Source organism: Shewanella scandinavica (assembly GCF_031932065.1).
In the GTDB taxonomy this organism is placed as follows: domain Bacteria; phylum Pseudomonadota; class Gammaproteobacteria; order Enterobacterales; family Shewanellaceae; genus Shewanella; species Shewanella baltica.
On record NZ_JAUOES010000004.1, the window covers coordinates 94,388 to 111,998 of the forward strand.

The window sequence follows — 17,611 nt, forward strand, 5'->3', positions numbered from 1 at the left end:
ATCATGACTGTTTTAAATACCCGAATTTCTTTGGTGGCTTTGGCGTGTGCGTTTGTTTCGCCTAGCCTATTGGCTGAAGATTCGAGCCTCACGAACCCAGCGATCAGTGCCGTATTAAATGGTTACTATCAAACGGGTGAGCGTCCATTAGCCGAGAGCCCGGATGGCTTTGGTTTAGGTGAGACCGAGCTGGCCCTGAGCGCCAATATCGATGATATGTTTTACGGTAAAGTCACAGCTGTGGTTGAGATGCATGACGGTGACACTGAGCTGAATCTTGAAGAAGCCTTCATTCAAACCATGGCGATGCCTGCGGGCTTTTCTATCCGCGGCGGTCGTTTCCTATCGGACATTGGTTACCTCAATAACCAACATTTACACACAGATTCTTTCACCGACCGTCCTGTGGTTTACCGTGCATTTTTAGGCGGCCATTATTTTGATGATGGTATACGTTTCAACTACGTAGCACCGACTGACTTGTATTGGACTATGGGCGTTGAAGCCTTTAAGGGCGACAGTTTACGTGCCGCCGATGAGCATGGTGAGCGTGAGTTTAAGAAGGTCGGCGTTTATACCTTGTACTCAAAAATCGGTGGCGACATCGGCGATAACAGCTCATGGCAAGCGGGTTTAAGTTACCTGCGTAACGAGAATGGCCAAGTGACCGCCCATGAAGAAGGCGAACATGAAGATGAGCATGACCATGGTGATGAGCACGCAGGCCATAGCCACGCCGCATCTTACACAGGTAAAAATACCTATGGTGCTGATTTTGTTTATAAGTGGGCGCCTAACGGTAACTACAAATATCAGAATCTTACTGTGAGCGGCGAGTATTATCGGGTGAGCGATTTTACCCCTGTCGATCTGCATCCAGAGGATGCGCCAAGCCAAGATTACCACCAAGGTTGGTATCTGAGCAGTGTGTACCAATTCACGCCTAGCTGGTCAGCGGGTGTACGTTATGGTGAAGCGGATACCCAAGAACTCCATGGCGATCATTTCCATGGGCAGAAGTTGAAAGAATCTGAGGTGAGTTTGGCTTGGCATTCTAGCCATTTCTCGACGGTTCGTTTCCAGTATACCAATCAAAAGGGTACTAACTTCGACGGAATTGAAGACGACAACATCTTCACTATTCAATACATTATGTCTCTGGGGGCTCACGGTGCGCATCAATTCTAATTTAGCTAAATTGGCCGCAGTGGCCTTATCTGTCACTTATACCGGTTTGGCCCACGCCGAACTAAACGTGTTTGCCTGTGAACCTGAATATGCAGCATTAGCGAAGGAGCTGGCTCCTACGGCGAGCATCTATTCGGCAACAACGGCATTACAGGACCCGCACCAAGTGCAGGCGCGTCCGAGTTTGATCGCCAAAATGCGTCAGGCGGATCTTGTGGTCTGCGCTGGTGCCGATCTTGAAGTGGGTTGGTTGCCTATGCTGCAAATGAAGTCGGCAAACGCGAATGTGCGCTCGACCGATCAAGGCTTATTTTTCGCCGCCGATCAAATCGAGACTTTAGATAAGCTGGCCAGCGTCGATCGCAGCATGGGTGATGTGCATGCCCAAGGTAATCCACATATCCATTTTGACCCGACGCGGCTGTTAAAAGTCGCCACGGCACTGAGTGCTAAGCTGACTCAGTTAGATCCTGCTGGCGCGGCCGATTATCAAAAGTCACTGGCAGATTTTACTACTCGCTGGCAAGCAGCAGTCCCGCGTTGGGAAGAGCAAGCTAAGGGATTACAAGGTAAAAAAGTGATCGCTTACCACTCAAGCTTCAGATACTTATTCAACTGGATTGGTATCGAGCAAGTGGCAGATTTAGAGCCTAAACCGGGTTTAGCTCCGACTAGCGGCCACTTAGCGAGTCTGCTGACGCGCGCTGAGCAAGGGGATATTCTGGCGGTGGTCGTGGCCTCTTATCAGGACGAGCGCGGTGCAAAATGGCTGGGTGAAAAAGCGAACTTGCCCGTGGTGATGTTACCTATGTCTGTGGGTGGCAACGATAAGAGCCAAGATTTATTTAGCCTTTATGACAGCGTGATTTCCCTCTTAAATGGAGTGAAATAAACCTATGTTTGATCTTGAACTGATGTCGATTCTGTTGCCTGCATTGGCAGCGGGGATCTTAGTGTTGTCGACGCATATTGTACTTGGGAGACAAGTACTTAAGCGTGGCATCATCTTTATCGATTTAGCGATAGCGCAAGTTGCCGCCTTAGGCGCGATTGTCGCTCACATGGACCACAGGTTAGAAGACATGCCGTTTGCTAATGTGTGGATGCCAGCGCTGTTTGCCCTCGCGGGCGCAGGGTTTATTGCTTGGTTATCTAAGCGGATGGCGGGTGAGTTGGAGGCAATGATCGGCTGCTTTTATGTGTTGTCTGCGGTAGCGGCTATGTTGCTGCTGGCGAACGACCCACACGGCGCCGAGCTGTTAAAGCAATTGATGTCAGGTCAGATCCTGTGGGTGAGTTGGTCACAACTGATTTTGCCGGCAGTAGTGTATTCACTGGTGTTATTAGCGATATACCTGCGTCCCCAGATGTTGGATGGTGCAGGGTTCTATCTGCTATTTGCGTTGGTCATTACCTTGTCGGTTGAATTGGTGGGCGTTTATCTGGTGTTCAGTACCTTGATATTGCCCGCTTTAGCACTGAACAAGTACCGCGGTAAAGGTCGGTTATTTTACGCTTACCTCGTCGGTTTGTTGGGCTATGTTCTAGGATTAGTCCTGTCGGCGACGTTAGATCTACCCAGCGGTGCGGCGATTGTCGCGACTTTGGCCGTGAGCGCCTTAGTGATCCGTTTTGTGTTAGCTAAAGCTGCGCCTCAGGCAACGGGATCTGAAATCCTGCCAAAGCACCACGCTTAGATAAATATTGATATAAAAGCCCATCGATACACTGGATTTTCAGTATATCGATGGGCTTTTTTGCTTGCTTGTTAGCAAGTCAGCTTACAGATGTAAACAATATATTGAGTCCCAAAGCCATGGTGGATATACTGTCGCCACTTTTATAGTCGGAGTAAATCGTGCTTTTAATCGTCAGATCAATGCTGTTGGCGGTGTCATTGTTGCTTGCCTTTATTTTTGGTGGCTTAGTGTGTTTATTAAGACCTCGGCACCGCGACAATGTACATATGTTCGCCAAGATCTTCTCATCGGTCGCTCCGATCCTTGGGATCAAAGTGATTGTACGTCGACATAAAGATGTGCAGGATGGCCCCTATATTTTCCTCGCAAATCATCAGAATAACTTCGATCTTTTCACTCACACGACAGCGGTACCTAAAGGCACTGTGAGTTTGGGCAAGAAGAGTTTGGCGTGGATGCCATTATTCGGTCAAATCTATTGGTTGTCAGGAAATATTCTGATCGACCGTAAAAACCGTCATAGTGCCTTTGATACTATGGCGAAAACCGTGGAAAAAATTAAACAGAAGAATTTGTCTGTGTGGATTTTCCCTGAAGGTACACGTTCACGTGGGCGCGGTTTGTTACCTTTTAAAGCGGGCGCTTTCCATACTGCGATTGCGGCGGGAGTACCTGTTGTGCCGGTATTGGCCTCGTGCCAAAGCCACATTAAGCTCAATCGCTGGAATAACGGTGTAGTCATTATCGATATGATGGCACCTGTGCCGACCGCAGGTTTAGATAAAGCCGATGTGAAAAACTTCTCTGCGCAAATTCATGCCAGCATGTCGGCGAGATTTGCTGAGATAAATCAAGAGGCGGCAGCACTTATGGGTAAAACTCTCGCGAGTGATGACGTATAATGCCAATTTGAGCCAGATTTACCTTAACGGAGACAAATCCATGTCTATTGAAAGTCAGTTAAAAGCCCAACTTGCAGAGAATCGTGACATAGTGCAAGCCCTGCTTGACGATGGCTCAGAGCCTGATGCGGAATATATTATTGAGCATCACTTTTCATCGACCAATTTCGATCGTCTCGAAAAAGCCGCAGTAGATGCCTTTAAATTAGGTTTTGAGGTAAACGACGCTGAAGAAATGGAACTGGAAGATGGTTCAATTATTTTCTGTTTTGATGCTGTCGCGCACCACAAACTAGAAGTTGAATTACTGGATAAAGCCGCAGAACAACTGCTGCAATTAGCGGTAAAACAAAAAGTGGAATATGACGGTTGGGGCACCTATTTTGTCGGTGATGAAATGGATGACGAAGAAGATGAAGACGACGAAGAAGATGATGGTTTCCCTCATTAATTCGCGCGTGAATATCTAATCTATACCCGCTTTAAATAAAAATGCCCATCTATGATGGGCATTTTTATTAGGTGGATATTTTAAGTTTGGCTGATTTTTTTCGCAGTTGTACTGGTATGCAGAACGCTGCAATTACGGCCTTTTTGCTTGGCTTCGTACAGCGCTTTATCGGAGCAAGAAATCCAGCTTGAGCTGCTGGTGATGTGGGAACCAATTTCGCACACACCTAAACTCACAGTCACTGATATCTTCAGGCTTTCATACAGAATGACGGATGCGGCGATTTTTTCCCTGAGTCGCTCGGTGAAATACATGGCATCGGCGCCGCTGGTTTTGGGTAATACAACCGCAAATTCTTCACCGCCATAACGTCCGGCGCAATCGGTCTCACGCAGGGATTGGCTGAGTAAGTGGGCGATATGCTGGATCACTTTATCACCCGCCACATGACCATAGCTGTCGTTGATATGTTTAAAGTTATCAATATCTATCATCACTAAACTTGCCATGCCTGAGTAGCGGGCATATATGTCGTACTCATGGTCTAAACATTCTTGCCAATGGCGACGGTTATGCAGCTGAGTCAGGCCATCGGTTTGGCTTAGGCGCTCGAGTTGCTCGTTCGCGGCTTTAAGTTGTAACTTGTTGATGGCGATATCAGTCACGTCATAAATAATCACGCTGATATGGGTCACTTGTCCCGTGAGCGATGCCAGTGGCAACAAGGTCACGTTTTGGTACATGTAGTCAGCACGGCCAGTGATCGGGCGGTAGTTTTTAAATTGGAAAACGTACGGCCTTTGTTCCCAGCTGATAAAAGCACGGTTTTTAAGCATAAAAACCGATTCCATTTTCTGCTTTAACCAAGTGGCGGGCAGATCGGGGAAGCGGGTAAACAGGTTTTGACCTTTGATCGAATTTGGGGAAACACCGCTGTGATTCTCCATAAAACCGTTCCACAGCTGGATATTGTAATGGCGATCTAATACCACTAATCCCACCTCTATGGTTTGCACCATATCGATGAGCCAGTGTAGTTCGTTCATTGCGCTTTGGTCATTTGACATAGGATAAAATCCAACTGGTTAATCGAGTAAATAGCCGAGTTTATAGCTAAGTGTGGGGATAGAATCCTCGGTGAAGAGCAGTAACAAATCGCATTGAATATTATGATCTTCAATCCGATAGTTGATCTCCATAGCCAAAGTTCGCTGCCATTTCTCTGAATTATCATGGATCAGATCGTTAACCGTGCAGTGCCGTCCTAGCACGACAGGGTGAGCCTGACTAAATTTCATGTCGAGCTGTTCAGAAATGCCGTTAAGGAAGGCACCGATCAGCACGTTTCCGGTATCGATAAGCACTTCTATCTCAGTATTTTTATCTTCAGGATTGGCTAATCCCATCAGCTTGGCCATGTCCTTAAAGCTGGAATCATGGAACAAGAGCAGGGCTTCACCCGCAATCCCCGCCCCAATAAAACCTTGGCAAAGAGCCGATACGGTCGAGCTTTCTTCCGTGGCCTTAAGTGCCATGGTCAACTCACTCACCTCAAGCACGTTCACATTGGGGATGGGCAGTAACACGAATACATCGAGTAACTTAGCTAACAGATCGGCGGCGCGGCCCATGGCGACGTTGGCAATTTCTTGGCAAGCGTCACGCATGTCGACTTTGATCATCGGGACTTCGTCGGCGATATCTTTCTGCGTCAGGGTTAAGATGCCGTAATCTTGCAAAATGTTACTGATGGCATCGGCACTGACGGGTTTTTGAATAAAATCTAATGCGCCTAAGGCTTTGACTCGCTCGTGAGCTTTGATTTGAATGTCGCCAGAGACCACAATGATCAGCGCGGGGAGATCCTGCTGCTGCACGGTTTGCAGTACTTCATAACCGTCCATCACTGGCATGTTGAGATCGAGAAACACCACTTCGCCCTTTCCAGCGCGGATAGCATCAAGGCCTTCGGCACCATTGGTCGCATAAGTAATTTCCACATCCCACTCTTTTGGGAGCGTGCGGGCCATTTGCTTACGTGCCATGGCGGAATCGTCACAGATGAGTACAGATATTGACATGCTGACTAGTGATCCTTATTTGCCCATTAATTGAAGATAACACTTATTTTTCAGGTCCGACTGACGAATTGCATTCTTCGGGCAAGTCTGATTTATATCTTCTAGATGTAACTTATAGATATTATTGATTAATTTATTTTTTTCGCTGACATTAAAATTTGGCTCATTATTGAATCACATGATGCAAAATTTTAAATCGAGCTGGCTAATTTTTAGCAAATAACAAGGATGTAACGAATAAAAAGGACGACTGAGTCCATCTGTTTGCGGCGTTATCCTTAGCGGCAAGTACAGTGTTATATAAGCGTCGATGTTGGCGGCGAGGTAACTTCATTGCCGAGTTCGATAAGTCTATCTCATCGAAAGATACATTAGGATTACCGCACGTAGTGGCGACAGCCTAACATAAGTTGCCTTCAGTCCATGTTTGAATTGGCAATATTTTGACTCAAGTCAAAAAACAGGCTTATGTTATATCTTTTAGTGAATTATTCCAAACGTGTTAACATTTATTCTGGACTGACCAGTAACGGAATATTTCATGAGTGGCCAAAGTGTACAAGTCAAAATCGATGATGGCATCGCCTATGTGTTGCTTAATCGTCCTGAAAAAATGAATGCGATTAACTATTTGATGTTTAGTGATCTCGACCGTGCGATTAAAAAGATCAAATCTAATCGTGGGGTACGAGCCGTGATCCTCTCGGGGGCGGGTGGCCATTTTAGCTCTGGGCTCGATGTCAAAAGCGTGATGTCGGCACCCATGCAGGCGGTTAAGTTACTGTTTAAGGGCTTACCTGGGAATGCTAACTTGGCACAGCGGGTGTCATTAGGTTGGCAAAACTTGCCTGTACCTGTGATTGCCGTGCTTGAGGGCTGTTGCTATGGCGGCGGTATGCAAATAGCCTTGGGCGCAGATGTGCGCATCGCTAGCCATGACTGTAAGTTATCGATCATGGAGGCGAAATGGGGACTCGTGCCCGATATGGCGGGGTTGGTCGCGTTAAGGCAAATCATGCCTAAGGATCAAGCTATGCTGCTGAGCCTGACGGCAAAAGTGCTTGAGAGTCATGAAGCGCTAGCCTTAGGACTCGTGACCCAAGTGAGCGAGACGCCGATGGAAGCGGCGCAACAATTGGCGCAGCAACTGATGCAAACCTCACCGGATGCAGCAGCGGCCATCAAACTCAGCATTAACCGTAGTTGGACGGCTTCGGTGCGTAGCCTGCTTTGCCGTGAGTCGATTAGTCAGATTCGCTTGTTGTTAGGCAAAAATTGCAAGATAGCGGCGGCGCGTCAACTGAAAAATCCGCAGAAACCTTATCAAGATCGTCAGTCGGGTTGGTAATGTTATTTTGTCTAAATTAGCTTAAATCGCCGTTGTTACTGCGCGCCGCTCATGCGGGCGGAAAAGCCTTTAATCGCATTTAAGCAATTCTGCCATGCGCTCTCGTTATCTAAATTGAGCGCTAAGCTGGTTTGGCGGTAGTTAGGACTTTTTAAGGTCACGGCTAAAATCTTACGATTCGCGGCCGTTTCTAATGAGGCGGGGTGACCGTCTGGCGATTGGATATCTAAAATCGGTAAGGTGAGTTTCGCCAGTTGCTCCGCGAGTGCTTGATTGAGCTTTTCGTCCTCACGATAGGGATTGATGACGATTAGCACATCGGGATCGGCAATTTTCTTCTGACTTAATAAGCTAATCAATAATCCAGCGCTTTGGTCGGCGGTGATCAAAATGCGTTTGCCCGCATAGTCTGCGCCGACCGCATCTAACTGCGACATGCTTTGGACCAGAAAGTCTTCCTGCTCTTGCAGATGTTTGCTGTTATCTTCGGGCTTGATTTTAGGGCTAGGTTTGTTGGAAGGTGAGCTTAATTGCGCAGCGCCGGGTGAGGTGACTTCAGTGGCGGCGGTGGCAAAATTGGCCGCAGGCAGCTCTGTTGGCGGGGTTAAACTTAAACTTGCCCAACCGGCAGGATTAATATTACGGCGCACAAACGCCATCAGCCCCGGCGCGTCTGCCGTGCCGTTGGTGGCGGGCAGAATGATCGCCGCACCGAGTTTCTTTTTACCTTCCCATGCTCTCACCAACAAATCGTAGGGCTGATTGTCTATGGTGATTTGTTTGACTTCATTCTCGGGTAAATAGCGGTTATTTAATTTTTTGGTACTGACTTCAGCTGGCGTTGGCGCAGCTGTTGCTGGGTCTGCCGCGCGGGTAGAGATGGCTGTGAAACCAAGCATAAGGCAAAAGAGAAGCGAAATAATGCGTGCCATAGAATTGATAACCACCTGTGTAGTCTCATAAATTCATCAGTGCTTGAGTATAACCTGAACAATTACCAAAAAGTGAACTTTCCTCGCCAAAGAGTGACGCCTCATCATTTGGGATAATCACGTTAATTGGGAAGACGCTGCTGAACATCAAAAGCCGCTTATTATAGAAAACTACTTTGAATCGAAAGCCACAGGGCATAAAAAAGCCCAGCGCTTTGGCTGGGCTAATTGATGGAAACCTGTGGTTTAGCTCGGGCCTATACGTGGCTGACGAGCACCATACGGATCGCATCGAGTTGTAACTGGCTGGCATCCAGATAAGTGTTTAACTCTTGCATCTGATTGCGCAGGTACTCCAATTCTTCCTCACGGATATTGGGGTTCACCGCCTTAAGTGACTCTAAACGATCAAGCTCTGTGCTCAGTTGTTGAGTCATTTTCTCTCTGGCTTGGGCAACCATTTCATCGACAACCACTTGAGCATATTCCTCACCCTTAGCAAATAACGGATGCAGAATTGGCTGAGATGCGGTGACTAACTTGCCGCCAATGTGGCGATTCACCGCGCTCAGTTGTTTATCGAAACTGGCGTAATCCACTTTAGCCGACAGATCGTTCCCGTTTTTATCCAGCAACACGCGAATGGGTGTTGGTGGTAAATAACGGTACAACTGGCTCGACTTAGGTGCAGAAGCATCGGCCATGTAGATGAGTTCTAAGAATAAGGTGCCAGCTGGCAGGGCTTTATTCTTCAGAATGGCAACGCTGGTGGTGCCGGTTTCAGAACCTGTGATCAGATCGAGCCCCGTTTGCACCAGTGGATGCTCTTGGGTGATCAGCGCAATATCATCGCGTGATAACGCTGTGTCACGATCAAAGGTTACAGTCACGCCATCTTCAGGCAAGCCAGGGTAAGTTGGGAACATCATGTGCTCACTCGGGCGTAGAATAATCGAGTTTTCACCTTTATCTTCTTGATCGACGCCGATAATATCCCACAGACGGATCACTGAACCGATCAAATGGGTATCACCATCATTCTGGGCGAGGCGCTGAACTATGGCCAATGCCTTCTCGCCGCCGTGTGAGTTGATTTCCAGCAGCTTGTCGCGGCCTTGCTCCATGGCGTGCTTGAGTTCTTTATAACGGCTCTGGGTGTGATTGAGCAGGTTTGTCAGCTCGTCGCTGTCATCAACCACAAGCACGTTTAACAGATCTTCGGCAAATTCACTGTAAAGCACGTGGCCACTCGGACAAGTCAGTTCGAAGGCATTCAGCCCTTGGTGATACCACTGCATCAGACGTTCTTGGGCGGTGTCTTCAAGGTACGGTAAGTGAATTTGGATATCATTTTTCTGGCCGATACGGTCTAAACGACCGATGCGCTGTTCCAATAGGTCTGGGTTTAGCGGCAGATCGAACAATACTAAGTGACTGGCAAACTGGAAGTTACGCCCTTCAGAACCAATTTCAGAACAGATCAACGCCTGTGCGCCGCCTTCCTCTTGAGCAAAGTAAGCGCCGGCTTTATCGCGCTCGATAATCGACATACCTTCGTGGAATACCGTCGCTTGAATCCCTTCGCGAGTGCGTAGGGCTTCTTCTAAGCTCAGGGCGGTTTCCGCTTGGCTGGCGATGATCAGCACTTTTTTGCTGCGGTGGGATTTTAAAAACTCGATTAACCAATCCACACGGGGATCGAACTTCCACCAACTGGCGCTGTTATCTTCAAATTCTTGATACAGTTTTTCAGGGCTTAGGGCTTGCGCCGCTTTTGCCTCTAATGACTTGTGTCCGCCCATCATGCCGCTGACGCGTGCGGCTGTTTGATATTGATCTGGCATGGCGTGTGGGTAAGCGTTAAAGAAACGCTTTGGAAAGCCTTTTACTGAGGCGCGGCTGTTTCGGTATAACACGCGGCCAGTACCGTGACGGTCAAGTAATTCTTGCAGTAATTCGCTGCGGGCGGCCTGTTGTACTTCGGCATCAATACCCTCGGCTTGGATTAAACGAATACTTGGGCTGATATCTTTCTCGCCCAGTAATTCGGTCAAGCTGTTGATGGCTGCATCGGGTAATTTAGCGTTACCAGCTAAGGCTTCGGCGGCAATGGCGACGTCTTTATAACTGTCTTCTTCAGCTAAGAAAGCATCGTAATCGTAGAAACGATCCGGATCGAGCAGGCGTAAACGGGCGAAGTGACTCTCATGGCCAAGTTGATCCGGCGTTGCGGTTAACAGTAACACGCCTGGGATCACTTCGCTTAATGCTTCAACCACTTGATAGGCGCGGCTTGGCGCTTCTTCGGTCCATTCTAAGTGGTGCGCTTCGTCAACCACTAACAGATCCCAATCGGCATCTAGGGCTTGATCAAGACGTTTTTTCTTACGCAGTAATTCGAGTGAACAAATCACTAACTGTTCTGTGTAGAAAGGATTGTCGTTATCGGCATAGGCTTCTACACAACGATCTTCATCAAATACCGAAAAGCGCAGATTAAAGCGGCGCAGCATTTCCACTAACCACTGATGGCGCAGAGTATCGGGCACGATAATCAGAATGCGTTCGGCGCGGCCGGTCAGCAGTTGTTGGTGAATAATCAGACCCGCTTCAATGGTTTTACCTAAACCCACTTCATCCGCTAACAGTACACGCGGCGCATAGCGACGGCCGACTTCATGGGCAATCCACATTTGATGCGGAATAAGTCCAACGCGTGGACCTTGCAAACCAAGCAGATCCGATGAGGCCAGTTTATGGCGCAACATTTGGCACTGATAACGCACACCAAAACGGTCGAGGCGATCGATTTGGCCGGCGAATAAACGGTCTTGGGGTTTATTGAAACGAATATTATGGTTCAGCAGGGTTTCACGCAGTGTAGCTTGCTCGCCTGTCTCACTGTGAATGCCGTGATAGATCACTATCCCGTCTTTCTCGGTCAATTCACTGACCGCAAGGCTCCAGCCTTCATGGCTTTCAACCGAATCGCCGGGATTGTATATAACGCGTGTCAGAGGGGCTTCTGCTCGGGAGAACATGCGGTTCTCACCCGTGGCAGGGAATAATACAGTGACCATACGGCCTTCTACTTGAACCACAGTTCCTAAACCAAGCTCTGACTCGGTATCACTTATCCAACGTTGACCTAAGGCGAACGGCATCTTAAATTCTCATTTCTAGGCGGACTCTAACAAAGGGCGCGTATGTTATACCAATACTCGTGATATTTAAATCGCCCTCTCACCCGTTAGAGCCTAATTCCCAGAGTGCTAGATTACAAATTGTACAAGCGACAAAATTGTCGTGCCAACACATGAAATTGTCACGCTAATGTCACATCCGCGGTTATACACTGCCTCGAGTCTGTATGGTAAACAATGGTTGCTGTATTGTTATCTCGTAAGTTTGGTGCCAATATCAATTTAAGGTTTAAGTGTGAGTAAGTGCTATCAACTTGAACCTTATGATCATTCTTTGCCATAAGCTTTGCCAGTAATAGGAGCCGTGTAACTTTTATTGAGACTCAAAAGTGTGTTTAAACTTTTATGAAGCACTCTGGAGGCGCCATGGAACAAGACGACAGAAAGTTGTTTGTACTGGATACCAATGTGTTACTACATGAACCTTTGGCGATCTATTCGTTTAAAGAGCACGATGTGGTCATTCCGATGACAGTGCTAGAAGAGTTGGACCAGATTAAAGATCGAAAGAGTGACGTGAGTCGGGATGCTAGAGTTGCCATTAGGGCATTGGAAGATACCCTAGGCGGTGAAACTACCCCAGAACAGATTATCAATGGTGTCCCTTTGCCCAGCCGAGAGGGTCATGCCGATGCCGTCGGTTCGCTCTCAATCTTCCCCGACCACCTTGTTGATTTTACCTTAGGCGCACTGCCGGGAGATGGAAACGACAATCGCATTATCAACACCGCCCTACATCTGCAAAACCTGCATCATCCCCGTACCGTTGTCTTAGTCACCAAAGATATCAATATGCGTCTCAAGGCCAAAGGCGCAGGCATTCAATTGGTTGAAGATTATCGAACTGACCAGTTGATCGATGACATTCGCTTTCTCAGCAAAGGTTTTTACCAGTTCGAAGGTAATTTTTGGGAGCACTTGAACAAGGTCTCCACCGAGCGCCACGGTAGACACACAGTGCATGAAGTGCCGCTCAAAGATCTCGAAAATGATAAGTTTTACATCAACCAATACCTTATCGACACTGAGTCTGATTTTTGCGGTCGCGTTACCGAGCGCACTGACACCCATCTACACATTTTAGATCTTGGCCGTGAGCGGGTGAAAAACCTCGAGGCATGGGGTGTTAAACCTAAAAACGTTTATCAAGGTATGGCGCTACAGGCATTGCTCGATCCCGATATCGATCTGGTGATCTTAACTGGCCCCGCCGGTTGCGGTAAAACCTTGCTCGCCATGGCCGCGGCGTTGGAACTGGTGGTTGAGCGTAATCGCTACGACAAAGTGATTGTCACCCGTAACACCCCTGAAATCGCCGAATCTATCGGCTTCTTGCCCGGCACGGAAGAGGAGAAGATGATGCCTTGGCTGGCCGCCATTACCGATACGCTCGAAGTACTACATAAGAATGATGTGAATCCCACCGGCAGCATGAACTACATCATGGAGAAGGCTAACATTCAGTTTAAATCGATTAACTTTATGCGCGGGCGTTCGATCCAAAACTCCATCGTGCTACTGGATGAATGTCAAAACCTCACCGCCTCGCAGATCAAAACCATGATCACCCGTATGGGCGAGGGCACAAAGCTGATTTGCTGCGGTAACTTAGCGCAAATCGACTCTAACTACTTAACCGCAGTGACATCAGGTTTAACCTATATTGTCGAACGTTTTAAAGACTTTGAAGGCAGTGCCAACGTGTATCTGAATGGCGTGGTGCGTTCACGCTTAGCGGAATACGCTGAAGAGCATCTGTAAAGCAGGTCGGTTTAATTTAGGGTAATGACTAAGGCCTCTGATATGGAGGCCTTAATTTTATGGAGTAGTAGATTTTTAATCGACTTATCAGTGGTATGAGTAGCCTTTATCCAGCAATTATTTTATGTGATTGGTAGTTTCTTCCTGCTACTATATGGAGCTCATAGCTTTTGCCGCCGTTGGCTGAAATCAAGCGCTGCAATCAAGGGTAGTGGATGAAATCGAGTGAGCCGGATCTGCAACTAAAATCGCCGATCCAGAAGAACTACAACCGTGCCGTTTTTTATACGTACATCGGCGTTATCGTCATGTCTTTGTTGACCGCATGGATGTTTTTCGACCGCCAAAAAGCACAGCAGATGGAGCAGCGTGAAGAGCAGGTTCAGCGCCATGTATTGCAAATCGATCTGCTACTTGAGTCGAGCATTAGAGCGGTAAAAAGCTTACGTGACGTTGCCGTGGATCATTTGCGCTTAGGCGAACTCGTGCGTAAAGAACGCTTACCCCAATACGGTAAATTCAACGAAAGCGGCCAGTATTTTACCTTAGAACCTAGCTACGCCCAGAGCGGTGAGCCTTTTACTAACATGGGTAGGATTACTGGTGCGGGTTCCCTCGATGGCCGCAGTGACAAGTTCTATCAAGAGCTTGAGATGTTGTTTGAGCTGTCACTGTCATTCCCCGTCGCCAAAGAAGCCGCCCCGAAAGCCTCGGCGATTTATTACCTGTCGAAACGTAGGATTATGTCCTACTTCCCTTGGTCGAATGACGATCAACGTTTTAGGGACGAATTACTCAACAAGAAACAGTTTCAATACGCCACCCCGGCAATGAACCCGCAGCGCAGTGTGTTTTGGAGCGAAGCCTATGTCGACTCCACGGGCAAAGGCTTGTTGACCACTTTAGGCGTGCCCGTTTATTTGGATGATGAGTTCATTGGCTCAATTAACTTAGACATGACGCTTGCCTCGTTAGCACGGCAAATTCGGGTCTACTTTAAGATGCCGGGCACTGTGATTTTGCTCGACCAACAGAACAATATTTTATCCCACAGCGATTTTGATAGCTCAGACATCAATCGGGTTTATCACATCAGCCAACGTATTCCCTCTGAGCTGCATTCTTTGCCTGAGTCGGAATTGTTCGATGCCCACGACGGCATCATCCGTAACGGCTATTACATTCACTCGGTTGCCCTGCATAACGCGCCTTGGCGTTTACTGTATTTGCAGGATGAGGACGACCTATTCCAAGACTCGTGGGAAAAACTGCAACTGACCTTTATTTTAGTGGTTATCGCCCTGTCTGTGTTGGTGACCATAGTGCATTGGCAGACGCGTCGATCTTTTGTGAGCCCTGCCTCGCGACTACTGTCGCACCTTGAGGGCTGCTCGCAAGAGCCGCGTAAGCCACCGGAGAAAATCACCCGCGGCTGGGAACCTTGGTTCTTGCTGGTGAGTCGGATTTTTGAGGAAAACAAACAATATACCCACCATTTGGCGGAGCAGAATAAGCGGCTCGATAAGCTAGTGGCGCGGCGTACTGAACGCTTAAAAGACACCACAGAGCGGCGTGAGCGCGAATATGCGCTGCTGCGATCTTTACTTGACTCGATCCCAGAAGCCATTGTCTTTAAAGACAAAGAAGGCAACTACTTAGGTTGTAACAAGGCGGCTGAGCGCATGCTGGGTTACACAGAGAGCGAGATGATAGGTTTGTCATCTGAGGATCTGACCTCGCCAGAAATGGGCATTCGTATCCGTGCCGAAGACGAACAAGTCTTAAAAGATCGCACGCCGCTGCGCTACCAAGAAAAGGTCGAACTAGCGGGCAAACCTGTGCTGCTCGATACCCTTAAACTGCCTTTTTATAATCGCCGCGGTGAACTGCAGGGCTTGATTGCTGTGTGGCGTGATGTGACGCGGGAATACGAATCCGCAGAACAATTGCGCCTGTCCGAAGAGCGTTATCACTTAGCCATGGATGCGGTGGAAGATGGTCTGTGGGACTGGTATTTAGACTCTGAACAGATCATTTGTAACCCTGCGTATTATTCTATGCTGGGTTATAAAACCAATGAGTTCCCAGCTCTTGTGTCGACGATTGATGAATTATCCCACCCCGACGATCGGATTCGCGTTGAGGAATACCGTGCTCAGTATCTCGCGGACCCTGTCGGCGCTTACGAAATCGAATTCCGTATGTTAGGTAAAAATGGCGGCTATCACTGGGTGTTATCCCGTGGCCGTGTGGTGGAGTTCACCGCCGAAGGTCAGCCTAAGCGTATGCTCGGTACCCATAAGGATATTACCCGCCATAAGAGTAACGAAGTGGCGCTTTTGGAAGCCAAGCAAGACGCCGAATTAGCTAACCTCTACAAGAGTGAATTCTTGGCTAACATGAGCCATGAGATCCGCACGCCGATGAACGCCATTATCGGTATGTTGCAGTTGGCGCAGCGCACCTCGTTAACGGCGCAGCAGAAAGATTACCTCGAAAAAGCCGGTTTCTCGGCGCAATCGCTGCTGAGGATCATCAACGATATTCTCGACTTCTCTAAAATTGAGGCGGGTAAGTTGGAGCTTGAGCGGGTGCCATTCCCGCTGGATAAAGTGCTCGATCACGCCCTTGATCTCAATGCGCTCAAAGCACAGGAGCAGGGCGTTGAGTTACTCTTGTATGCCCCAGTGACGGCGGGACTCATTCTTAAGGGCGATCCACTGCGTTTAGGCCAAGTGCTGATTAACCTGTTATCGAATGCGGTGAAATTTACCCAATCTGGCGAAATTGAGCTGGGTTGTGAAGATGTCGGCGAGCGTGATCATCGGATTACCTTGAAGTTCTGGGTGCGCGATACTGGTATCGGCATAGGTAAAGATCAGCAGGATAAGTTGTTCGATGCCTTCGCCCAAGCCGACGGTTCGACCACCCGCAAATACGGTGGCACTGGCTTAGGTTTATCGATCAGCAAGCATCTGGTGTCTATGATGGGCGGTAAGATGCAGGTGCAGAGTGAGCTTGGGGTCGGCAGTACCTTTAGCTTTACCATCAGTTTTGAGATTGCCGAAGCCGCTAAGATTGAGCCTTTGGTCGTGCCGGAAAAACTCAATAGCCTACGCACCTTAGTCGTTGACGATAACCCGACGGCACTGCAAATTTATTCGACCTTGATGCGAGATTTCCACTTCGAAGTCGATACCGCCGCCAGTGGCGCCGAAGCGCTGTATAAACTGTCGCGGGCGCCAATCGATCTGCTATTGCTCGACTGGATGATGCCAGAAATGGACGGCAGCGATGTGGTCAGCGCCATAGATACTATGGTCGCCGAAGGCCGCTTAGCGAAACGGCCGGTGATTATCATGATGACGGCCTATGCGGCAGAGCCTTTGCAGCATGAAGTCGATAGTGCCAATGTGTTCGCCGTACTGCAAAAACCCTTCAAGGCATCGAGTCTGTTCGATGAGATCATTGCCGCCTTTGCCGATGAGCCGAGATTGAATGTGGTTCAGCCTATGGTTGAAGTCCAAGTTGAAGACGGAGAACACACAGGTTTAGTGCTGCTGGTGGAAGATAATTTTATCAATCAGCAAGTGGCGACTGAACTCCTTAAAAGTGCAGGCTATGAAGTGGTGCTGGCCGGCAATGGTCAAGTGGCGCTGGATACCATCGACTCGCGGCCATTTGATGCCGTGTTAATGGATATTCAAATGCCAGTGATGGACGGGTTAACCGCTGCAAAGGCACTGCGTGAGCGTTTTAGTGCCGATGAACTGCCTATTATTGCCATGACTGCCCATGCCATGTCGGGCGATAGGGAAAAGAGTTTAGCGGCGGGGATGAATGCCCACATCACTAAACCCATAGTACTCAACGAATTATTTGAAACATTAAATCACTGGATCAAACATAAGAATCAGCATCAGAATCGTTAATTTATTTGCTCGGGGCCAGTGATGGCCTCGCATTATTTACTTTAAATCAATTGCTTGAGATAAGCAGTCATCAAAGATGCCAATGACTTATTAAGGTAAATAACGCAGCCAGC

The 17,611-nt window shown here is 48.2% G+C and carries 12 protein-coding genes; 8 read left to right on the forward strand and 4 right to left on the reverse strand.

Annotated features, from left to right (window positions below; genetic code table 11):
• The first annotated feature begins 3 nt into the window (after positions 1–3).
• From Q4Q50_RS04385 to rraB, 5 genes are all read left to right on the forward strand, one after another.
• Positions 4–1,188 carry a membrane protein gene (locus Q4Q50_RS04385; RefSeq protein WP_006084229.1) on the forward strand — a complete coding sequence of 395 codons (1,185 nt, stop codon included), beginning with the start codon at positions 4–6 and terminating at the stop codon, positions 1,186–1,188.
• On the forward strand, positions 1,172–2,080 hold the full coding sequence (locus Q4Q50_RS04390; RefSeq protein ID WP_006080012.1) for a metal ABC transporter solute-binding protein, Zn/Mn family: 909 nt from the start codon (positions 1,172–1,174) through the stop codon (positions 2,078–2,080). The genes Q4Q50_RS04385 and Q4Q50_RS04390 overlap by 17 nt, the downstream gene beginning before the upstream one ends.
• A 4-nt stretch (positions 2,081–2,084) precedes the next feature.
• Positions 2,085–2,885, forward strand: coding sequence for a metal ABC transporter permease (locus tag Q4Q50_RS04395; RefSeq protein ID WP_311898560.1), 801 nt, complete (start codon positions 2,085–2,087; stop codon positions 2,883–2,885).
• 161 nt (positions 2,886–3,046) lie between these two features.
• Positions 3,047–3,790 carry a 1-acylglycerol-3-phosphate O-acyltransferase gene (locus Q4Q50_RS04400; RefSeq protein WP_012090274.1) on the forward strand — a complete coding sequence of 248 codons (744 nt, stop codon included), beginning with the start codon at positions 3,047–3,049 and terminating at the stop codon, positions 3,788–3,790.
• A 40-nt stretch (positions 3,791–3,830) separates the two neighbouring features.
• Entirely contained in the window at positions 3,831–4,241 is a 411-nt protein-coding gene (gene rraB / locus Q4Q50_RS04405) for a ribonuclease E inhibitor RraB (protein WP_107403569.1), read from the forward strand.
• Between the two features lie 80 nt (positions 4,242–4,321).
• Here the strand turns inward: rraB and Q4Q50_RS04410 are convergent, their stop codons facing one another.
• On the reverse strand, positions 4,322–5,308 hold the full coding sequence (locus tag Q4Q50_RS04410; RefSeq protein WP_311898561.1) for a sensor domain-containing diguanylate cyclase: 987 nt from the start codon (positions 5,306–5,308) through the stop codon (positions 4,322–4,324).
• A gap of 18 nt (positions 5,309–5,326) precedes the next feature.
• Entirely contained in the window at positions 5,327–6,322 is a 996-nt protein-coding gene (locus tag Q4Q50_RS04415; RefSeq protein ID WP_006080020.1) for a response regulator, read from the reverse strand.
• 541 nt (positions 6,323–6,863) lie between these two features.
• Here Q4Q50_RS04415 and Q4Q50_RS04420 point away from each other — a divergent pair.
• The gene (locus Q4Q50_RS04420; RefSeq protein ID WP_311898563.1) at positions 6,864–7,670 is read left to right on the forward strand and encodes a crotonase/enoyl-CoA hydratase family protein; all 807 of its coding nucleotides are present in this window, start codon (positions 6,864–6,866) and stop codon (positions 7,668–7,670) included.
• A 35-nt stretch (positions 7,671–7,705) separates the two neighbouring features.
• On the opposite strand, the gene Q4Q50_RS04425 is transcribed toward Q4Q50_RS04420, so the two are convergent.
• Together Q4Q50_RS04425 and rapA are read right to left on the reverse strand one after the other, a co-directional pair.
• Complete coding sequence (locus Q4Q50_RS04425) at positions 7,706–8,602, reverse strand: DUF3530 family protein (protein ID WP_311898565.1); 897 nt, start codon at positions 8,600–8,602, stop codon at positions 7,706–7,708.
• 257 nt (positions 8,603–8,859) lie between these two features.
• Positions 8,860–11,766, reverse strand: a complete 2,907-nt coding sequence (gene rapA / locus Q4Q50_RS04430) for an RNA polymerase-associated protein RapA (protein ID WP_311898566.1) — start codon at positions 11,764–11,766, stop codon at positions 8,860–8,862.
• Between the two features lie 405 nt (positions 11,767–12,171).
• Here rapA and Q4Q50_RS04435 point away from each other — a divergent pair, with 405 nt between their 5' ends.
• Positions 12,172–13,566 (forward strand): PhoH family protein, encoded by a 1,395-nt coding sequence (locus Q4Q50_RS04435; RefSeq protein ID WP_259582640.1) that lies wholly within the window; start codon positions 12,172–12,174, stop codon positions 13,564–13,566.
• Between the two features lie 215 nt (positions 13,567–13,781).
• Positions 13,782–17,498, forward strand: a complete 3,717-nt coding sequence (locus tag Q4Q50_RS04440; RefSeq protein ID WP_311898568.1) for a response regulator — start codon at positions 13,782–13,784, stop codon at positions 17,496–17,498.
• The last annotated feature ends 113 nt before the right edge of the window (positions 17,499–17,611 follow it).

Excerpts from the sequence above, each read along its gene's own strand:
- Q4Q50_RS04385 (WP_006084229.1), top strand. The coding sequence starts at position 4 with ATGACTGTTTTAAATACCCGAATTTCTTTGGTGGCTTTGGCGTGTGCG.
- Q4Q50_RS04395 (WP_311898560.1), top strand. The coding sequence starts at position 2,085 with ATGTTTGATCTTGAACTGATGTCGATTCTGTTGCCTGCATTGGCAGCG.
- rraB (WP_107403569.1), top strand. The coding sequence starts at position 3,831 with ATGTCTATTGAAAGTCAGTTAAAAGCCCAACTTGCAGAGAATCGTGAC.
- Q4Q50_RS04410 (WP_311898561.1), bottom strand. The coding sequence starts at position 5,308 with ATGTCAAATGACCAAAGCGCAATGAACGAACTACACTGGCTCATCGAT.
- Q4Q50_RS04415 (WP_006080020.1), bottom strand. The coding sequence starts at position 6,322 with ATGTCAATATCTGTACTCATCTGTGACGATTCCGCCATGGCACGTAAG.
- Q4Q50_RS04420 (WP_311898563.1), top strand. The coding sequence starts at position 6,864 with ATGAGTGGCCAAAGTGTACAAGTCAAAATCGATGATGGCATCGCCTAT.
- Q4Q50_RS04425 (WP_311898565.1), bottom strand. The coding sequence starts at position 8,602 with ATGGCACGCATTATTTCGCTTCTCTTTTGCCTTATGCTTGGTTTCACA.
- rapA (WP_311898566.1), bottom strand. The coding sequence starts at position 11,766 with ATGCCGTTCGCCTTAGGTCAACGTTGGATAAGTGATACCGAGTCAGAG.
- Q4Q50_RS04435 (WP_259582640.1), top strand. The coding sequence starts at position 12,172 with ATGGAACAAGACGACAGAAAGTTGTTTGTACTGGATACCAATGTGTTA.
- Q4Q50_RS04440 (WP_311898568.1), top strand. The coding sequence starts at position 13,782 with ATGAAATCGAGTGAGCCGGATCTGCAACTAAAATCGCCGATCCAGAAG.